Below are 13,602 nucleotides of genomic sequence, written 5' to 3'. Positions count from 1 at the left end.
TCAGTCGAGGTACCCGCGCAGCTGCGCGGCGAAGGCGTGCTCGCGGAGCTTGACCAGCGTCTTCGACTCGATCTGGCGGATCCGCTCGCGCGTCACCCCGAACACCGAGCCGATCTCCTCCAGCGTGCGCGGGCGCCCGTCGTCCAGCCCGTAGCGGAGCTGGACCACCTGGCGCTCGCGCTCGCCGAGGGTGGCCAGCACCGCCTCCAGGTGCTGGCGCAGCAGGAGGAAGGTCGCGGACTCGGCGGGCGAGGCGGCGTCGGCGTCCTCGATCAGGTCCCCGAGCGCGACGTCGTCCTCCTCCCCCACCGGGGTGTGCAGCGAGATCGGCTCCTGCGCCAGCCGGAGCAGCTCGCGCACCCGCTCCTCCGTCAGTTCGAGCGCCGTCGCGATGTCGCCCGCGCCCGGCTCGACACCGCGCTCCTGGAGCAGCGCCCGCTGCACCCGGACCACCCGGTTGATCAGCTCGACCACGTGCACCGGCACCCGGATCGTCCGGGCCTGGTCGGCCAGGGCCCGGCTCATCGCCTGCCGGATCCACCAGGTGGCGTAGGTGGAGAACTTGTAGCCGCGCGCGTAGTCGAACTTCTCCACCGCCCGGATCAGGCCGAGGTTGCCCTCCTGGACCAGGTCCAGCAGGGTCAGCCCGCGGCCGACGTAGCGCTTGGCGACGGACACGACGAGGCGCAGGTTCGCCTCGATCAGGCGGCGCTTGGCGATCCGGCCGAGCACCACGAGGCAGTCCAGCTCGTCGGCCAGCGGGTCGGGCGGCGGGGGTTCGCGGTGCAGGCGCTCCTCGGCGAACAGGCCCGCCTCGATCCGGCGGGCCAGCTCCACCTCCTCGGCGGCGTTGAGCAGCCGGATCCGGCCGATCTCGCGGAGGTACTGGCGGAGCAGGTCCGCGGCCGAGCCCCCGGTGTCGGGACGGCTCCGGTCGTCGGGCTCCTCGTCGGGATCGACCTCCGTCGCCGCCCCGGCCACGGGCACCGGGACGTCCGGGGCTTCGGGGTGGCCCTCCGGCCGGCCCTGGGCGGGCACCCGGGCACCGTCCGGGGGCGGGGCGCCGGCCCGGCCGTGGTCCGCCTCCTCGCAGGGGATCGGCACCGGGCCGGCGGGCGGCGCGGGGGGATTCGGTCTGTCGGTCGGACTGGAGGTCGCGGCAAGGCCTTGGTCCACGGGCATCCCCTCGGGGCGCGCGCGACTCTGGCGGACCCGCGCTGTACGGTGCTGGGACGCCCTCCAGTGTGCGGTACGCCACGCTCCGTGGCCGAGACTCGTGCGCCGACTTTCTGGACGCGCCCCGCGCGCCGCCCGCGCCCGCGTCAGAGCGCCGCGGCGCCCCCGCTGCGCAGCTGCTGCCCGTACTGCTGGAGCTGCCACAGCTCCGTCTGCACCGCGTGCTGCTGCTCGGCGTCGGCCCGCGGGCCGAGCCGCTGGAGGTAGCCGCGGACCTCGGCGATCCGCCGGTCGACGGCCAGCAGGCGCAGCTTGACCAGGAACTCCCCCGCGTAGACGGCGTCCGCCTTGCGGCGCGAGCGCACCGGCTCCACGATCAGCTCGGTCACCAGCGAGCGCACCCGGTCGTCCGGGGCCGCCTCGCGCACCGCGCTCGTGAAGTCCGGCAGGGTCGCCCCGTACGCGGCGCCGCCGGCCTTGGCGATCGCCTGCCGCACGGCCGTGTAGGGCGCGGTCGGGAACTCGTCCTCGCCGTAGTGGTCGAAGGCCGGGCTGACCAGGTCCGGGTGCTGGAGCGCCAGCTTGAGCAGTTCGCGCTCCACGAACTGGGCCGGGTCGCGCGGGTTCAGCACGAAGGCGGGCCGGGCCGGGCGGACCTGCTCGGACTCCGGGCGGCGCTGGGCGGCGCCGCGCGGGTTCTGCTGGCGCTCGCGGTCCCAGCGAGCGAGCTGGGAGACCCGGCGGACGACGAAGGGCTCGTCCAGGATGCCGAGCATGCCGGCCAGGCGGACGGCGTACTCGTGCTGGATCGAGCGGTCCTTGATCTTGGCGACGATCGGGGCCGCCTCCTCCAGCGCCGCCGACCGCCCCTCCGGGGTGTCCACCCGGTGCCGGGCCACCGCCGAGGTCAGCGCGAACTCGAACAGCGGGACCGGGTTGTCGATCAGCTCGCGGACCGCGTCGTCGCCCTTGGCCAGCCGCAGCTCGCACGGGTCCATGCCGCCCGGGCTGACCGCGATGGAGGTCTTGGCGGCGAACTTCTGGTCGTCCTCGAACGCGCGCAGCGCGGCCTTCTGGCCGGCCGCGTCGCCGTCGAAGGTGAAGACCGTCTCGCCGCGGTACTGGGAGGTGTCCATCAGCAGCCGGCGGATGATCTTGATGTGGTCCTCGGCGAAGGCCGTGCCGCAGGTGGCCACCGCCGTGGTGACGCCCGCCAGGTGGCAGGCCATCACGTCGGTGTAGCCCTCGACCACCACCGCGCGGCCGGACTTGGCGATCTCCTTCTTCGCCAGGTCGATGCCGTACAGCACGTGGGACTTCTTGTAGATCGGCGTCTCGGGGGTGTTCAGGTACTTCGGGCCGTTGTCGTCCTCGCGCAGCCGGCGGGCGCCGAAGCCCACCACCTCGCCCGCGATGTCCCGGATCGGCCAGACCAGCCGGCCCCGGAAACGGTCGATCAGGCCGCCGCGCTGCCCCTGCGAGGCCAGGCCGCCGAGCAGGATCTCCTTGTCCGAGAAGCCCTTGCCGCGCAGGTAGCGGACCAGGTGCTCCCAGCCGGCCGGGGCGTAGCCGACGCCGAAGGTCCGGGCGGACTCCTCGTCGAAGCCGCGCTCGGCCAGGAAGCGGCGGCCGATCTCCGCCTCCGGCGAGGCCAGCTGCTCCTGGTAGAAGGCGGCGGCCACCTTGTGCGCCTCGACCAGGCGGGTGCGCTCGCCCTGCTGGTGGCGGGGGCTGTAGCCGCCCTCTTCGTAGCGCAGGGTGATGCCGGCCTGGGCGGCCATCCGCTCGACGGCCTCGGCGAAGGTGAAGTGCTCGATCTTCATCAGGAAGGCGATGGTGTCGCCGTTCTCCTGGCAGCCGAAGCAGTGGAAGACGCCCTTGGCGGGGTTCACGTAGAAGGAGGCGGACTTCTCGTCGTGGAAGGGGCAGACGCCCTTGTACTCGCCGCCGCCACCGTTGGTCAGCTGTACGTAGTCGCCGACCACCGCGTCGATGGGCAGTGCGCTGCGCACCGCCTGCACGTCTTCGTCCCTGATCCGCCCGGCCACCCCGGAAGTCTACTGGGGTGGCCGGGGTTTCCGGCGGGCGCGATCCCCCCGTTCCCTCCGCTACTTCCAGGCGGCGCCGACGAGCTTGGCGTGGAGGGCCAGCGCCGAGGCGTCGGTGAGGGTGGCGATCTGGTCGATGACCGTCCGCAGGGCCGCCCGGTCGTCCTCGGCCTCGTGGTACTGGGCGGCGAAGACCGGGTCGAGGCCCTCGGGCGCGCGCTCGGTCAGCACGTAGGCCAGCTCGGCGATCACGATCCGCTGGCGGGCCCGCAACTGGGCCTGCTCGTCGCGCTGCATCACGTAGCGGACGGCGACCGCCTTGAGCACCGCGCACTCCAGCCGGACGTCCCGCGGCACCACCAGCTCGGCCGCGTAGCGGGTCAGCCGGCCGGGGCCGTAGCGGGCCCGGGTGGCCTGCTCGGCGGCCAGGCAGAAGCGGCCGATCAGCTGGCTGGTGAGGTCCTTCAGGCCGGCCCGGGCGCGCGCGGTGCCGTCGTAGGAGCGCGGCCACCACTCCTGGGCGAGCAGCCGGTCGAGGGCGGCGGCGAGCTCCTCGGGCTCGGCGTCGCGGGCGTAGCGCTCGGCGACCTTGAAGAGCTCCTCGCGCTCGCCGGGGGCGCGCAGCGCGGCGGGGTCGATGTGCCCGGCCTGGAGGCCGTCCTCGACGTCGTGGGTGGAGTAGGCGACGTCGTCGGACCAGTCCATGACGGTGGCCTCGAAGCACTTGCGCCCGGCCGGGGAGCCCGCCCGCAGCCAGCGGAAGACCGGCAGGTCGTCGGCGTAGACGCCGTACTTGGGCGAGGCCGGGTCGCCCGGGTGGGCGCCGTGGGTCCACGGGTACTTGGTGGCGGCGTCGAGGGCGGCGCGGGTCAGGTTGAGGCCGACGCTGCGGCCCGGCCAGGGGGCGAGGCGGGCGGCGGGCTGCTCGTCCTGCGGGGCGAAGCGCTTGGGTTCCAGCCGGGTGAGGATGCGCAGGGACTGCGCGTTGCCCTCGAAGCCGCCGCAGGCCTCGGCGGCCTGGTCGAGGGCCTCCTCGCCGGTGTGGCCGAAGGGCGGGTGGCCGATGTCGTGGGCCAGGCAGGCCGTCTCGACGAGGTCCGGGTCACAGCCCAGGGCCGCGCCCAACTCCCGGCCGACCTGCGCGCATTCGAGGGAGTGGGTGAGCCGGGTGCGGGGGAAGTCGCTGCGCATCGGGGCGACCACCTGCGTGGTGCCGGCCAGGCGGCGCAGCGCGGCCGAGTGCAGCACCCGGGCGCGGTCGCGCTGGAAGGCCGTGCGACCGGGACGCTTGTCGGGTTCGGGGACCCAGCGGGCCTCCGCGGCGTGGTCGTACGGGTCGGGGGCGGCGGCGGGGCGGTGCGCAGTGTCGTCCATATGGGCTTCACCGTACGCCGCGCCTCCGACACGCGGGGTGTGCCGCGCGCGAAGGGGCGCGGACCGGGGCGTGAATCCTTTGCGTACGCGCCGTGCCCTGCCGTTCGGGCCCTTCGGCCCTTCGGCCCACTTCAGCCCTGTTCAGCCTTGTTCGGCCCTCTTCAGCCCTTGACGGCCTTGAGGACGACGGCGGCCACCGCCTCCTGGCCCTTGGCGTTCGGGTGGATCGCCGCGAGGCCCGGGGCCGGGAACGGCGGCTCCACCCAGCGAGCCCCACCGGCGCACATGTCGTGCCCTGCGGAGGGGGTGGCCGCGTCCACGAAGACCGCGCCGGCGCTCTCCGCGCGCTTGCGGAGCATGCCGTTGAGCTGCTGCTCCTTCTCGACCAGGAAGCCGAGGTCGGCGGGGGCGAGGGTGCTGCCGAGCACCGGCCCGCAGCTCGCCGGGTCGGCCGGGAGCAGGGCCGGGTAGCCGACCACGTACACCCGGGCCTGCGGGGAGCGGCGCGCGATCTCCTTCAGGGCCCGGCCGAGCCGGTCACCGGCCGCGTCGACCTTGCGCTGCACCTCGTCGGTGCCGCCGGCGGCGTAGCGGTCCCGGCAGGGCGAGGCGGCGCGCCCGCTGCCGACGAGGCCCTTCACCGCGTCCACCAGGTTGTCCTTGGCGCACTGGGTGACGACCTCCATGAAGCCCGCGTCGTTGCCGCCGATCCCGACCGTGACCAGGCGGGTGGCCGGGGTGAGCGCGTCCAGCTGGGGCGGGTTGGCGCCGCCGTCGGTCTGCTGGGGGCTGGTGAGGTCGCCGGTGCGGGCGCCGCTGCAACTGACGTCCTGGAACTGGCCGGGTGCCAGCCCGAGTGCCTTCGCCACCAGGGACGGGTAGTTGACCCCGGAGCGGTCACAGCCCTTCGGGTCGCCGACCTGCGGGGCGATCTTGATGCCGGCGGTGTAGGAGTCGCCGAGCGCCACGTAGGGCCCGGCGGGGAGCGGAGTCGGCGTCGGCGTGGGTGTCGGCGTGGCCGTGGGCGTCGCCGGGGCGTGAGCGGGCAGCGCGCCCGCGAAGCCCTTCCCGGACGCGCCGTCCGACCCGCTCCCGGAGCTGCAGGCCGCGAGCAGCACCGCGGCCAGCCCGGCGGCCGTCACGGCGGCGGCCGGGCGTGTCGTCATTGGCAAAGCATCCCCCCGGGGGCAGCAGTCGTCTCGCTGCGGCGACCCGTCCCCCGGGCACCGCAGGGGCCAACGAACGGCGGGCGCCGGATGACTCCCGGTCGGCTGTCCCGCTATTCCCTATTCCGTGCCGCGCTCGTGCTCGGCCAGGAACTGCTCGAAGCGGCGGCCCAGCTCGTCCGCCGAGGGCAGGTCGACCGGCTCCGCCAGCAGGCTCTCCCGGCTCTCCGCGCCCGCCACGGCGTCGTACTGGCCCTCCATGCCGCGGATCGCGGACCGCAACTCGCCGTCCCCCTGGGACAGCTGCTCCTCGATGTCGGCGTGGACCTCGTCCACCCGGCGGCGCAGTCCGGTGCCCGGGAGCACCAGGCCGGTGGCCGACTGCACGGCCTCCAGGATCAGCACGGCGGCCGCCGGGTAGGCCGAGCGCGCCACGTAGTGCGGCACGTGCACGGCGAAGCCCAGGACGTCGTGGCCGGACTCGGCGAGCCGGTACTCCAGCAGCGCCTGCGCGCTGCCGGGGACCTGCGCCTGCTCGAACCACTGCGGGTGGTCGGCGGCCAGGTCGAGCCGGTTGCCGTGCGGCGTCAGGCCGACCGGGCGGGTGTGCGGCACGCCCATCGGGATGCCGTGGAAGTCCAGGCTCAGCCGGACCTCGAAGCGCTCCACCAGCTCGCGGACGGCGCCCGCGAAGCGCTCCCACTCGACGTCCGGCTCGGGGCCGCTGAGCAGCAGGAACGGCGCGCCTGCGGCGTCGCGCACCAGCTGGAGCAGGATCTCCGGCGGGTCGTACGACGTCCAGTGGTCGCGGTCGAAGACCATCGACGGGCGGCGGGCCCGGTAGTCCACCAGGCGGTCGTGGTCGAAGCGGGCGACGACCTGCGGCGACCCCGACTCCAGCAGGTGGTCCACCACCTGCCCGCCGGCCTCGCCGGCGTCCATGAAGCCCTCGAAGTGGTGGAGCAGCACGAGGCCCGCACCGGTGTCGCTCAGCTCGGCGTTCGCCGCGGCCACGGCGGCCACGCCCTGCTGATCCAGCTCGTACAGCGCCTGGAAATCACGCACCGCGCACCCAACCCCGTTCTCTGCTCGTCCCGGCGGACCCGGCTGTTCGCCCTTCTCGTCGTCTCCAGCGTGCGGCGCGCCGCCGGAATTCCCGCCCACCCGGACGACGTCGCCGCGGCCGCGGCCGACCGCCGCGAACCATGATCGCATCCGATCGAAAAGCCGCTGGTCAGGGGGGTCGCCGAGGGGTCCCGGCAGCAAGATCCGAAGCGCGCCGCGACGACCCGAGCCCCCAAACGCGCGCCGCGAAGTGACGCACCGCCTTCTGGCGGGTATCGTCCTCTCGCTGCCTCGCATCGTCGCGTCGTCATCACGTCGTCCGTAACGCCGTCGATCACGTCCCGGACCGGTGCCGGCAGAACCCACGACGCATCTTGCCTTCATCTGGCCGCCCGCTTCCTTTCGCGCTCTCGTTCCTCCTCGGCCATTTCGCGGACGCATACTGTCCCCTCGCACATCCCGCCGGACCGGTCCGTGGACCCGTGACCATTCCGGCACCCGCGCCGCCCGCCCCGGGCCGCCGCCCCCGCCCCGCCCGACCGGACCTCCGGCGCGCACCGGGGTACCCGGCGACCGGTCACCGGGCCGGGGCGAACCAGTCCACCGCAGCCCGCGCCGCACCCCGGCGCGAGATGCCCCCTACGACCGATGAAGGACAGAAGGTTCCGTGCCCGTACCTGTCACCCTCACCGGCCGCACCGTGCGGCTGGAGCCCCTCGCCGCGCACCACGCCGAGGCCATCGCCGAGGCCGGCGCCGAGGACCGTACGACCTACGCCTTCACCCCCGTCCCGCACGGCCTCGAAGCGGCCCGCGACTACGTCGCGCGCGCCCTCGCGGACCAGGCCGCGGGCCGGTCGCTGCCGTTCGCGACGGTGAACGCCGCCGACGGCCGGGTGGTCGGATCCACCCGCTTCCTGGAACTCGACTACTGGCAGGGCCCGCTGGTGTGGCCGCCGGTCCCGGGCGTGCCGCACGGCGACCCGGCCACCGCCGTGCCGGACGCCGCGGAGATCGGCAACACCTGGCTCTCGCCGCGGGCCCAGGGCACCGGCATCAACACCGAGGCCAAGCTGCTGATGCTGCGCCACGCCTTCGAGACCTGGGGGGTGCAGCGGATCTCGCTGCGCGCCGACGCCCGCAACCTGCGCTCGCGCACGGCGATCGAGCGGCTGGGCGCGACCTCCGAGGGCGTCCGCCGGGCGCACTCGCGCGGCCTGGACGGAGTGGTCAGGTCCACCGCGTTCTACTCGATCCTGGACGCCGAATGGCCGGCCGTCCGGGACATCATCGAGCTGCGGATCGCCAACGCCACGTCGCCGAGCGCCCCGGATCCGGAGATCAACCAGGAGTGCCTTAGACACGGCGGCAGCGGCTCCGGCCATCTGAGCTACGGCCTGAGCGTCACGGCCTGAGCGGCCCACCGTCGGCGGACCCCAGGACCCGGGCGGGGGCGCCCGGGTCCCACGGCCCGCGCCGTCCGGCCTCGACGACCGCCGAGGCCGGACGCCAGCCGCCGCGCACGCGCGTGACCGCCACCTCCCACACGGGGTGCCCGGTCACGGCGTCGCAGATGCTCAGGACGCCCTCCCCGGTGTGGACGGCCCAGCCGTCGAGCCCGGTCCGCAGGCGCCGCCACTGCTCGTCGCTCCACACCACGTCGGGGACGGGGTGCGGCCGCGGCACCAGCAGCTCGGCGCGGGCGCGGGCGGCCGGGACGGACCCCGGCACCGGGAACGCCCAGGCGGGCAGCGGCTCGCGGGCGGACCGCCAGGCCTCCGGGACGCCGGCGGTGCCGGTGTGCGCGGCGACCACTCCCCCGGTGATGGCGACGACGGTGTCCACGTCGCCGCCGGCCGCGATCGCCTCCCACACGGCCGCCGGATAGTCGCCGAGCCGGCGGGCGGCGCACCACAGCGCGTACGGGACGGTGTCGGCGGCGGACGTCCGGCTGCCGTTGCCGAGCACCTTCGCGGCGACGCGGAAGTCCGGCTCCGCGAGCAGGTGGAGCGCCTCGGCGAGCCCGTCCCGCACGGCCCCGTCCGGGGTGTGGTGCAGGACCTTCCGCAGCAGGCCGTCCGGCGTCAGCGGCTCGCGCCGGGCCCGCACGGCGTACGCGGCGGCCACCGCGACGGCGACGGCGCCGTCCACGGCCTGCGGGTGGGTGTGCGTGATCACCGCGGTGCGCGCGGCCAGCCGGACGCACGCGTCCGGGTCGTCGGCGAGCGCGGCGCCGAGCGGGGCGACCCGCATCGCGGCGCCGTTGCCGTACGAACCCTGGCCGTCGAAGAGTCCGGCGGCCAGCGCCGCGGCGTCCCCGCCCTCGCGGATCAGCCGGAGCATCCGGTTGGCGGCGGGGCCGTAGCCGCGGTCGAAGTCGTGGCGGAGGGCGAAGGCGTAGGTCAGGTCGAAGGTGTCGACGGTGCCGCGCTCGGTGTGGGCGGCGTACACCGAGCAGGCCATCTCGGTGTCGTCGGTCCACGGCCAGGGCGCGGGCGGAGTCGTGCGGGCGGCGAGGTGCGCGGCGGCGACCTCGGGGACGAAGAACTGGGCGCCGAGGGCGTCGGCCACGGAGAGGCCGACGAGCGCGTCGAACGCGGGGCCCTGGTGGGGAGTCGTCATATGCCCCCCAGCTCACCGGCCCGGCCGAGGCCGCGTCAACCTGTTTTGCCGGGCCCCTCCCACGGGCGATGTTTCGCATACATCCGATCCTGGTGGGAAGCACCGTGACATGACCTGCGCCATTCCCCTCGACTCCCTCGACCCCGTCGCCCTGCTCGGCGCCGACCAGCAGCACGTCGTCACCCGGGCGCAGCTGCGTCGCCTCGGGGTGCCGTCCGGCACGATCGCCCACCGGCTGCGGCCGGGCGGGCCGTGGCAGCAGGTGCTGCCCCGGGTGATCTGCCTGCAGACGGGGCGGCTGACCGCACATCAACGGCTGCGCGCCGCACTGGCGTACGCGGCACCGAAGGGGCGCTCGCCGCAGACCGGGGAAGTCCTGCTGACCGGGTTCGCGGTGCTCGCGGACGCGGGTCTGCCGAGCGCCGGGCACCCGGCCGACCTCATCGGCGTCGACGTGCTGATCCCGGGGCAACGCCGGGTCGGCGACCGCGAGTTCGTCCGGATCCACCGGGCGGCCGGGCCGATGCCGAGCGGGTACCAGCGGGACGACGGGCTGTGGAGCACCACCGTCGCGCGGGCCCTGGCGGACCTCGCCCCGCGCGAGCCGGGCCTGCGGCGCTTCCGGGCGCTGTGCGCGGAGGCGGTCCAGCGGCGGCACTGCGAACTCGGCGAGCTGCTGGACCACTTGCTCGCCCGGCCGGGTGCGCTCGGGCTGCCGCAGGTCGCCCAGGTGGTCGAGGACCTGACGTCCGGGGTGCGGTCGGTGGTCGAGGGCGAGGCGCGCGACCTCCTGCGGGGCTCGGGCCTGTCGGAGCCGCTGTGGAACCCGGTGCTGTTCCTGGACGGCCGCTTCCTCGCCGTGCCCGACGCCTACTGGCCGCACGCGTGCGTGGCGCTGGAGATCGACTCACGGGCCTGGCACCTGCGCCCGGCCGACCACGAGCGCAGCCTGGTCCGGGCCAACCGCCTCACCACCGCGGGCCTCCCGGTCGTCCGCACCACCCCGGTCCAGCTGCGCCGCGACCCGACCCCGGTCCTCCACGAGCTGACCGCCCTATTGACCACCGGCCCCCACGGCCCGCACGCCAGGGTCACCTGGCGGCGGGCGCGTTGAGGACGTCAACTCCCTTGCTGCGACCGGGCCGCGTGCTGGGCTCCGGCGGCCTCGGCCGCAGCGACGAGTCGCCGGAGTCCTGGCTGGAAGGTACTTTCAGCAGCGCGGGTCGATCTCCTGGAAGGTCGCGTAGTGGTCGGGGGACCAGTACTGCTCGCCGGCGCCGCCGGTGACGACGCGTCGGGTGCCGCGGTCGTTGGAGCCCGGGGTGACGACGGTGAACTCGTGGTAGTAGCCGTCGGACTTCTTGGGCAGGCGGCTCTCGCGGTTCTCGAAGACGATGCCGTCGCGGTTGTACGGGTAGGGGCCGCCCTTGTCGATCAGGCCGAGGGTGTCCTGGGCCTGGCTGGGGAGCTTGGTGCGGCAGACGTCGGCCAGCGCGGGGTCGGCGGGCACCCAGGTGCCGCTCGGGGCGGGGGTGCGGCCGGCGGGCGGGGACGGCTTCGGGGCCTGGGACTTGGCGCCCGGGGAGCCCGCGGAGTTCGCGGCGGCCGCGGCGGCCGTGGTGGAGGAGCCGGAGGCCTTGGAGTGGCTGCTGCCGCCCTTGCCGGCGAGCAGGTACCCGACCGCGCCGAGGACGGCCAGGATCAGGACGGCCACGACTACGAGCGGGCTTTTGCGTCTGGTCATGCGCACCAGCTTGCCAGCACCGGGGGAAGGCCCATGGGTGGGTGGCCGCCGCAACACACGTACGGCCGGGGGGGGGGGGGGGGCGGGCGGGGGGCCCCCCGCGCCCCCCCCCCCTCCCGGCTAGCCCGCCGTGACGTCGGCCAGGGTGCGGAAGATCAGGGCCGTCGAGGTGGCGCCCGGATCCTGGTGGCCCTTGCTGCGCTCGCCCAGGTAGGAGGCACGGCCCTTGCGGGCCTGCAGGGCGGTCGTGTCGCGGGCGCCCTGTTCGGCGGCGTCGGCCGCCGCCGCGGCGGCCTCGGGCAGGTCGGCGCCCGCGGCCGCGGCGGTGCGGAAGGCGGCCACGGCCGGGGTGTACGCGTCGACGATGGTCTTGTCGCCGGGTTCGGCCTTGCCGAGGGCGCGGACGGCGTCGAGGCCGGCCGCGAGGGCCTCGGCGAGGGCGGCCGGGCCCGCCGGTGCGGGCAGGGCGGCGCCGATCGCGCGGAAGGCCTTGCCGTACAGCGGGCCGGAGGCGCCGCCGACCTTGGAGATCAGCGTGGTGCCGGTCTTGGTGAGCACCGTGCCGGGGCCGGCCGGCCGGGGGCCGTCGAGTGCGGCCAGGGCGGCCAGGACGGCGGCGAATCCGCGCTGGAGGTTGCTGCCGTGGTCGCCGTCGCCGATCGCGGAGTCCAGCTCGGTGAGCCGGCCCTGCTCCTTCTCGACGGCGGCGGCGATCGCGCGGATCCAGGCCTCGGCCAGCGGGGTGTCGAAGTCCACGTGCGTCTCCTCGCTCAGGGCTCAGGCCCGCTTGAGGGCGGGGGTGTCGACGGGGGCGTCCCAGAGGTCCAGCAGCTGTTCGTCCGCCTTGGTGAGGGTGAGCGAGAAGCCCGCCATGTCGAGGCTGGTGACGTAGTTGCCGACGAGGCTGCGGGCCACCGTGATGCCGCGCTCGGCGAGCCGGGCGGCGACCTCGCCGTAGACGACGTACAGCTCCAGCAGCGGGGTGCCGCCCAGGCCGTTGAGCAGGGCGATGACCTCGTCGCCGGGGGCGAGGTGGTGGTCGGCGAGGATCGTCCCGACGACCTCGGCGGCCAGGTCGCGGGCCGGGCGCAGCTTCTCGCGGCGGCGGCCGGGTTCGCCGTGGATGCCGACGCCGACCTCGATCTCGTCCTCCGGCAGGTCGAAGCCGGGTTTTCCGGCGGCGGGGACGGTGGCGGCGGTGAGCGCGATCGCGAAGGAGCGGGAGGCGGCGTTGACGCGCTCGCCGAGGGCGGCGACGTCGTCGAGCGGGGCGCCGCGTTCGGCGAGGGCACCGGCGGTCTTCTCGACGATGACGGTCGCGCCGGTGCCGCGGCGCCCGGCCGTCCAGGTGGAGTCCTCGACCGCGACGTCGTCGTCGACCAGGACGGTGCGGACCTCGACGCCCTCCTCGGCGGCGAGTTCGGCGGCGAGCTCGAAGTTCATGACGTCGCCGGTGTAGTTCTTGACGACGAGGACGACGCCCGCGCCGGAGTCGACGGCCTTGACCGCGGCCAGCACCTGGTCGGGCACGGGGGAGGTGAACACCTCGCCGGGGCAGGCGGCGTCGAGCATGCCGCGGCCGACGTAGCCGGCGTGCAGCGGCTCGTGCCCGGAGCCGCCGCCGGAGACCAGCGCGACCTTCGGCGCGCCGGGGCGGGCGGCCCGGGTGACCACGCGGTTGGCGACGTCCACCGTCAACTCGGGGTGGGCGGCGGCGAATCCGGTCAGCGCGTCCTCCAGGACGCTCTCCGGGGTGTTGATCAGCTTCTTCAACGTTCTTCGCTCCCTCGGTCAGGACGCTGCTGCCGTGATTGCTGTCGCCCCGACGCTATGCCAGCCGGGGGCGCGACGGCACGGGATGCGACACGCGCGGCCCCCGCCGCCCGCCCGGCGCGGCTTTCGGAGCGGCCCGCGGAGTGGCTTCCGGAGCGACCTGCGGCGCGGCTTCCGGAGTGCCTTTCGGAGCGGCGCGGCGGTCGTAGGGTCGGGGCATGACCGAACACGTGGGTATCGTCCTGGTCTCGCACAGCGCCCAACTCGCCGCCGGGCTGCGGGAGCTGCTCGGCGAGCTGGCCCCGGACGGGGTGCGGGTGGTGGTCGCCGCCGGGACGGAGGACGGCGGGCTCGGCACCAGCTACGACCTGATCGCCCGGGCCGTCGGCGAGGCGGACGGCGGGGCGGGCGTGGTCGTGCTGCCCGACCTCGGCAGCTCGGTGCTGACCGCGGTGACCGTGCTGGAGGACGCGCCGCGGCCGGGCGTGCGGCTGGTGGACGCGCCGTTCGTGGAGGGCGCGGTGGCCGCCGCGGTGACCGCGTCGACCGGGGCGGGGCTGGCCGAGGTGGTCGCGGCGGCCGAGGAGGCGCGCGCCTTCCGCAAGCTGTGACGGCCGGCCGCTGCTCCTACTCCT

12 protein-coding genes are annotated in these 13,602 nt (G+C 75.2%); 3 read left to right on the top strand and 9 right to left on the bottom strand.

Annotated features, from left to right (window positions below; translation table 11 throughout):
• The 5 genes from ACFXDE_RS12140 to ACFXDE_RS12120 all read right to left on the bottom strand — a co-directional run bounded on the left by ACFXDE_RS12140 (window position 1) and on the right by ACFXDE_RS12120 (window position 6,829).
• Window positions 1-1,182 carry a sigma-70 family RNA polymerase sigma factor gene (locus ACFXDE_RS12140; protein ID WP_380493408.1) on the bottom strand — a complete coding sequence of 394 codons (1,182 nt, stop codon included), beginning with the start codon at window positions 1,180-1,182 and terminating at the stop codon, window positions 1-3.
• Window positions 1,183-1,322: 140 nt separating this feature from the next.
• Window positions 1,323-3,224, bottom strand: coding sequence for a DNA primase (dnaG, locus tag ACFXDE_RS12135; protein WP_380493406.1), 1,902 nt, complete (start codon window positions 3,222-3,224; stop codon window positions 1,323-1,325).
• Window positions 3,225-3,284: 60 nt separating this feature from the next.
• Entirely contained in the window at window positions 3,285-4,598 is a 1,314-nt protein-coding gene (locus ACFXDE_RS12130; protein ID WP_380445334.1) for a deoxyguanosinetriphosphate triphosphohydrolase, read from the bottom strand.
• A 161-nt stretch (window positions 4,599-4,759) separates the two neighbouring features.
• Window positions 4,760-5,764: an SGNH/GDSL hydrolase family protein gene (locus ACFXDE_RS12125; RefSeq protein WP_380493404.1), complete on the bottom strand. Its 1,005-nt coding sequence runs from the start codon at window positions 5,762-5,764 to the stop codon at window positions 4,760-4,762.
• 120 nt (window positions 5,765-5,884) lie between these two features.
• Window positions 5,885-6,829: a PAC2 family protein gene (locus tag ACFXDE_RS12120; protein ID WP_380445332.1), complete on the bottom strand. Its 945-nt coding sequence runs from the start codon at window positions 6,827-6,829 to the stop codon at window positions 5,885-5,887.
• A gap of 667 nt (window positions 6,830-7,496) precedes the next feature.
• On the opposite strand from ACFXDE_RS12120, the gene ACFXDE_RS12115 reads away from it, so the two are divergent.
• A complete protein-coding gene (locus ACFXDE_RS12115; RefSeq protein ID WP_359969740.1) occupies window positions 7,497-8,243 on the top strand; it encodes a GNAT family protein in 747 nt (248 codons plus the stop codon).
• Here the strand turns inward: ACFXDE_RS12115 and ACFXDE_RS12110 are convergent.
• Entirely contained in the window at window positions 8,233-9,450 is a 1,218-nt protein-coding gene (locus ACFXDE_RS12110; protein ID WP_380493401.1) for an ADP-ribosylglycohydrolase family protein, read from the bottom strand. The two genes, ACFXDE_RS12115 and ACFXDE_RS12110, sit on opposite strands and share 11 nt — an antisense overlap.
• 109 nt (window positions 9,451-9,559) lie before the next feature.
• On the opposite strand from ACFXDE_RS12110, the gene ACFXDE_RS12105 reads away from it, so the two are divergent.
• Window positions 9,560-10,564 carry a hypothetical protein gene (locus ACFXDE_RS12105; protein ID WP_380493400.1) on the top strand — a complete coding sequence of 335 codons (1,005 nt, stop codon included), beginning with the start codon at window positions 9,560-9,562 and terminating at the stop codon, window positions 10,562-10,564.
• Between the two features lie 96 nt (window positions 10,565-10,660).
• On the opposite strand, the gene ACFXDE_RS12100 is transcribed toward ACFXDE_RS12105, so the two are convergent.
• The 3 genes from ACFXDE_RS12100 to dhaK form a co-directional block, all read right to left on the bottom strand.
• Window positions 10,661-11,194 (bottom strand): ribonuclease, encoded by a 534-nt coding sequence (locus ACFXDE_RS12100; protein WP_380493398.1) that lies wholly within the window; start codon window positions 11,192-11,194, stop codon window positions 10,661-10,663.
• Between the two features lie 120 nt (window positions 11,195-11,314).
• A complete protein-coding gene (gene dhaL, locus ACFXDE_RS12095) occupies window positions 11,315-11,950 on the bottom strand; it encodes a dihydroxyacetone kinase subunit DhaL (RefSeq protein WP_380493396.1) in 636 nt (211 codons plus the stop codon).
• 21 nt (window positions 11,951-11,971) lie between these two features.
• Window positions 11,972-12,967 (bottom strand): dihydroxyacetone kinase subunit DhaK, encoded by a 996-nt coding sequence (dhaK, locus tag ACFXDE_RS12090; protein WP_380436663.1) that lies wholly within the window; start codon window positions 12,965-12,967, stop codon window positions 11,972-11,974.
• A 218-nt stretch (window positions 12,968-13,185) separates the two neighbouring features.
• On the opposite strand from dhaK, the gene dhaM reads away from it, so the two are divergent.
• On the top strand, window positions 13,186-13,578 hold the full coding sequence (gene dhaM / locus ACFXDE_RS12085; RefSeq protein ID WP_359966560.1) for a dihydroxyacetone kinase phosphoryl donor subunit DhaM: 393 nt from the start codon (window positions 13,186-13,188) through the stop codon (window positions 13,576-13,578).
• Window positions 13,579-13,602 lie beyond the last annotated feature (24 nt).

Origin of the sequence: Kitasatospora sp. NPDC059408 (assembly GCF_042751525.1) — a bacterium.
Classification (GTDB): Bacteria; Actinomycetota; Actinomycetes; order Streptomycetales; family Streptomycetaceae; genus Kitasatospora.
This window is presented reverse-complemented; position numbering and strand designations above follow the sequence as displayed.

Coding starts and splice junctions, on each gene's coding strand:
- dhaM (WP_359966560.1), top strand. CDS start 13,186: ATGACCGAACACGTGGGTATCGTCCTGGTCTCGCACAGCGCCCAACTC.
- ACFXDE_RS12130 (WP_380445334.1), bottom strand. CDS start 4,598: ATGGACGACACTGCGCACCGCCCCGCCGCCGCCCCCGACCCGTACGAC.
- ACFXDE_RS12110 (WP_380493401.1), bottom strand. CDS start 9,450: ATGACGACTCCCCACCAGGGCCCCGCGTTCGACGCGCTCGTCGGCCTC.
- ACFXDE_RS12100 (WP_380493398.1), bottom strand. CDS start 11,194: ATGACCAGACGCAAAAGCCCGCTCGTAGTCGTGGCCGTCCTGATCCTG.
- ACFXDE_RS12140 (WP_380493408.1), bottom strand. CDS start 1,182: ATGCCCGTGGACCAAGGCCTTGCCGCGACCTCCAGTCCGACCGACAGA.
- ACFXDE_RS12125 (WP_380493404.1), bottom strand. CDS start 5,764: ATGACGACACGCCCGGCCGCCGCCGTGACGGCCGCCGGGCTGGCCGCG.
- ACFXDE_RS12105 (WP_380493400.1), top strand. CDS start 9,560: ATGACCTGCGCCATTCCCCTCGACTCCCTCGACCCCGTCGCCCTGCTC.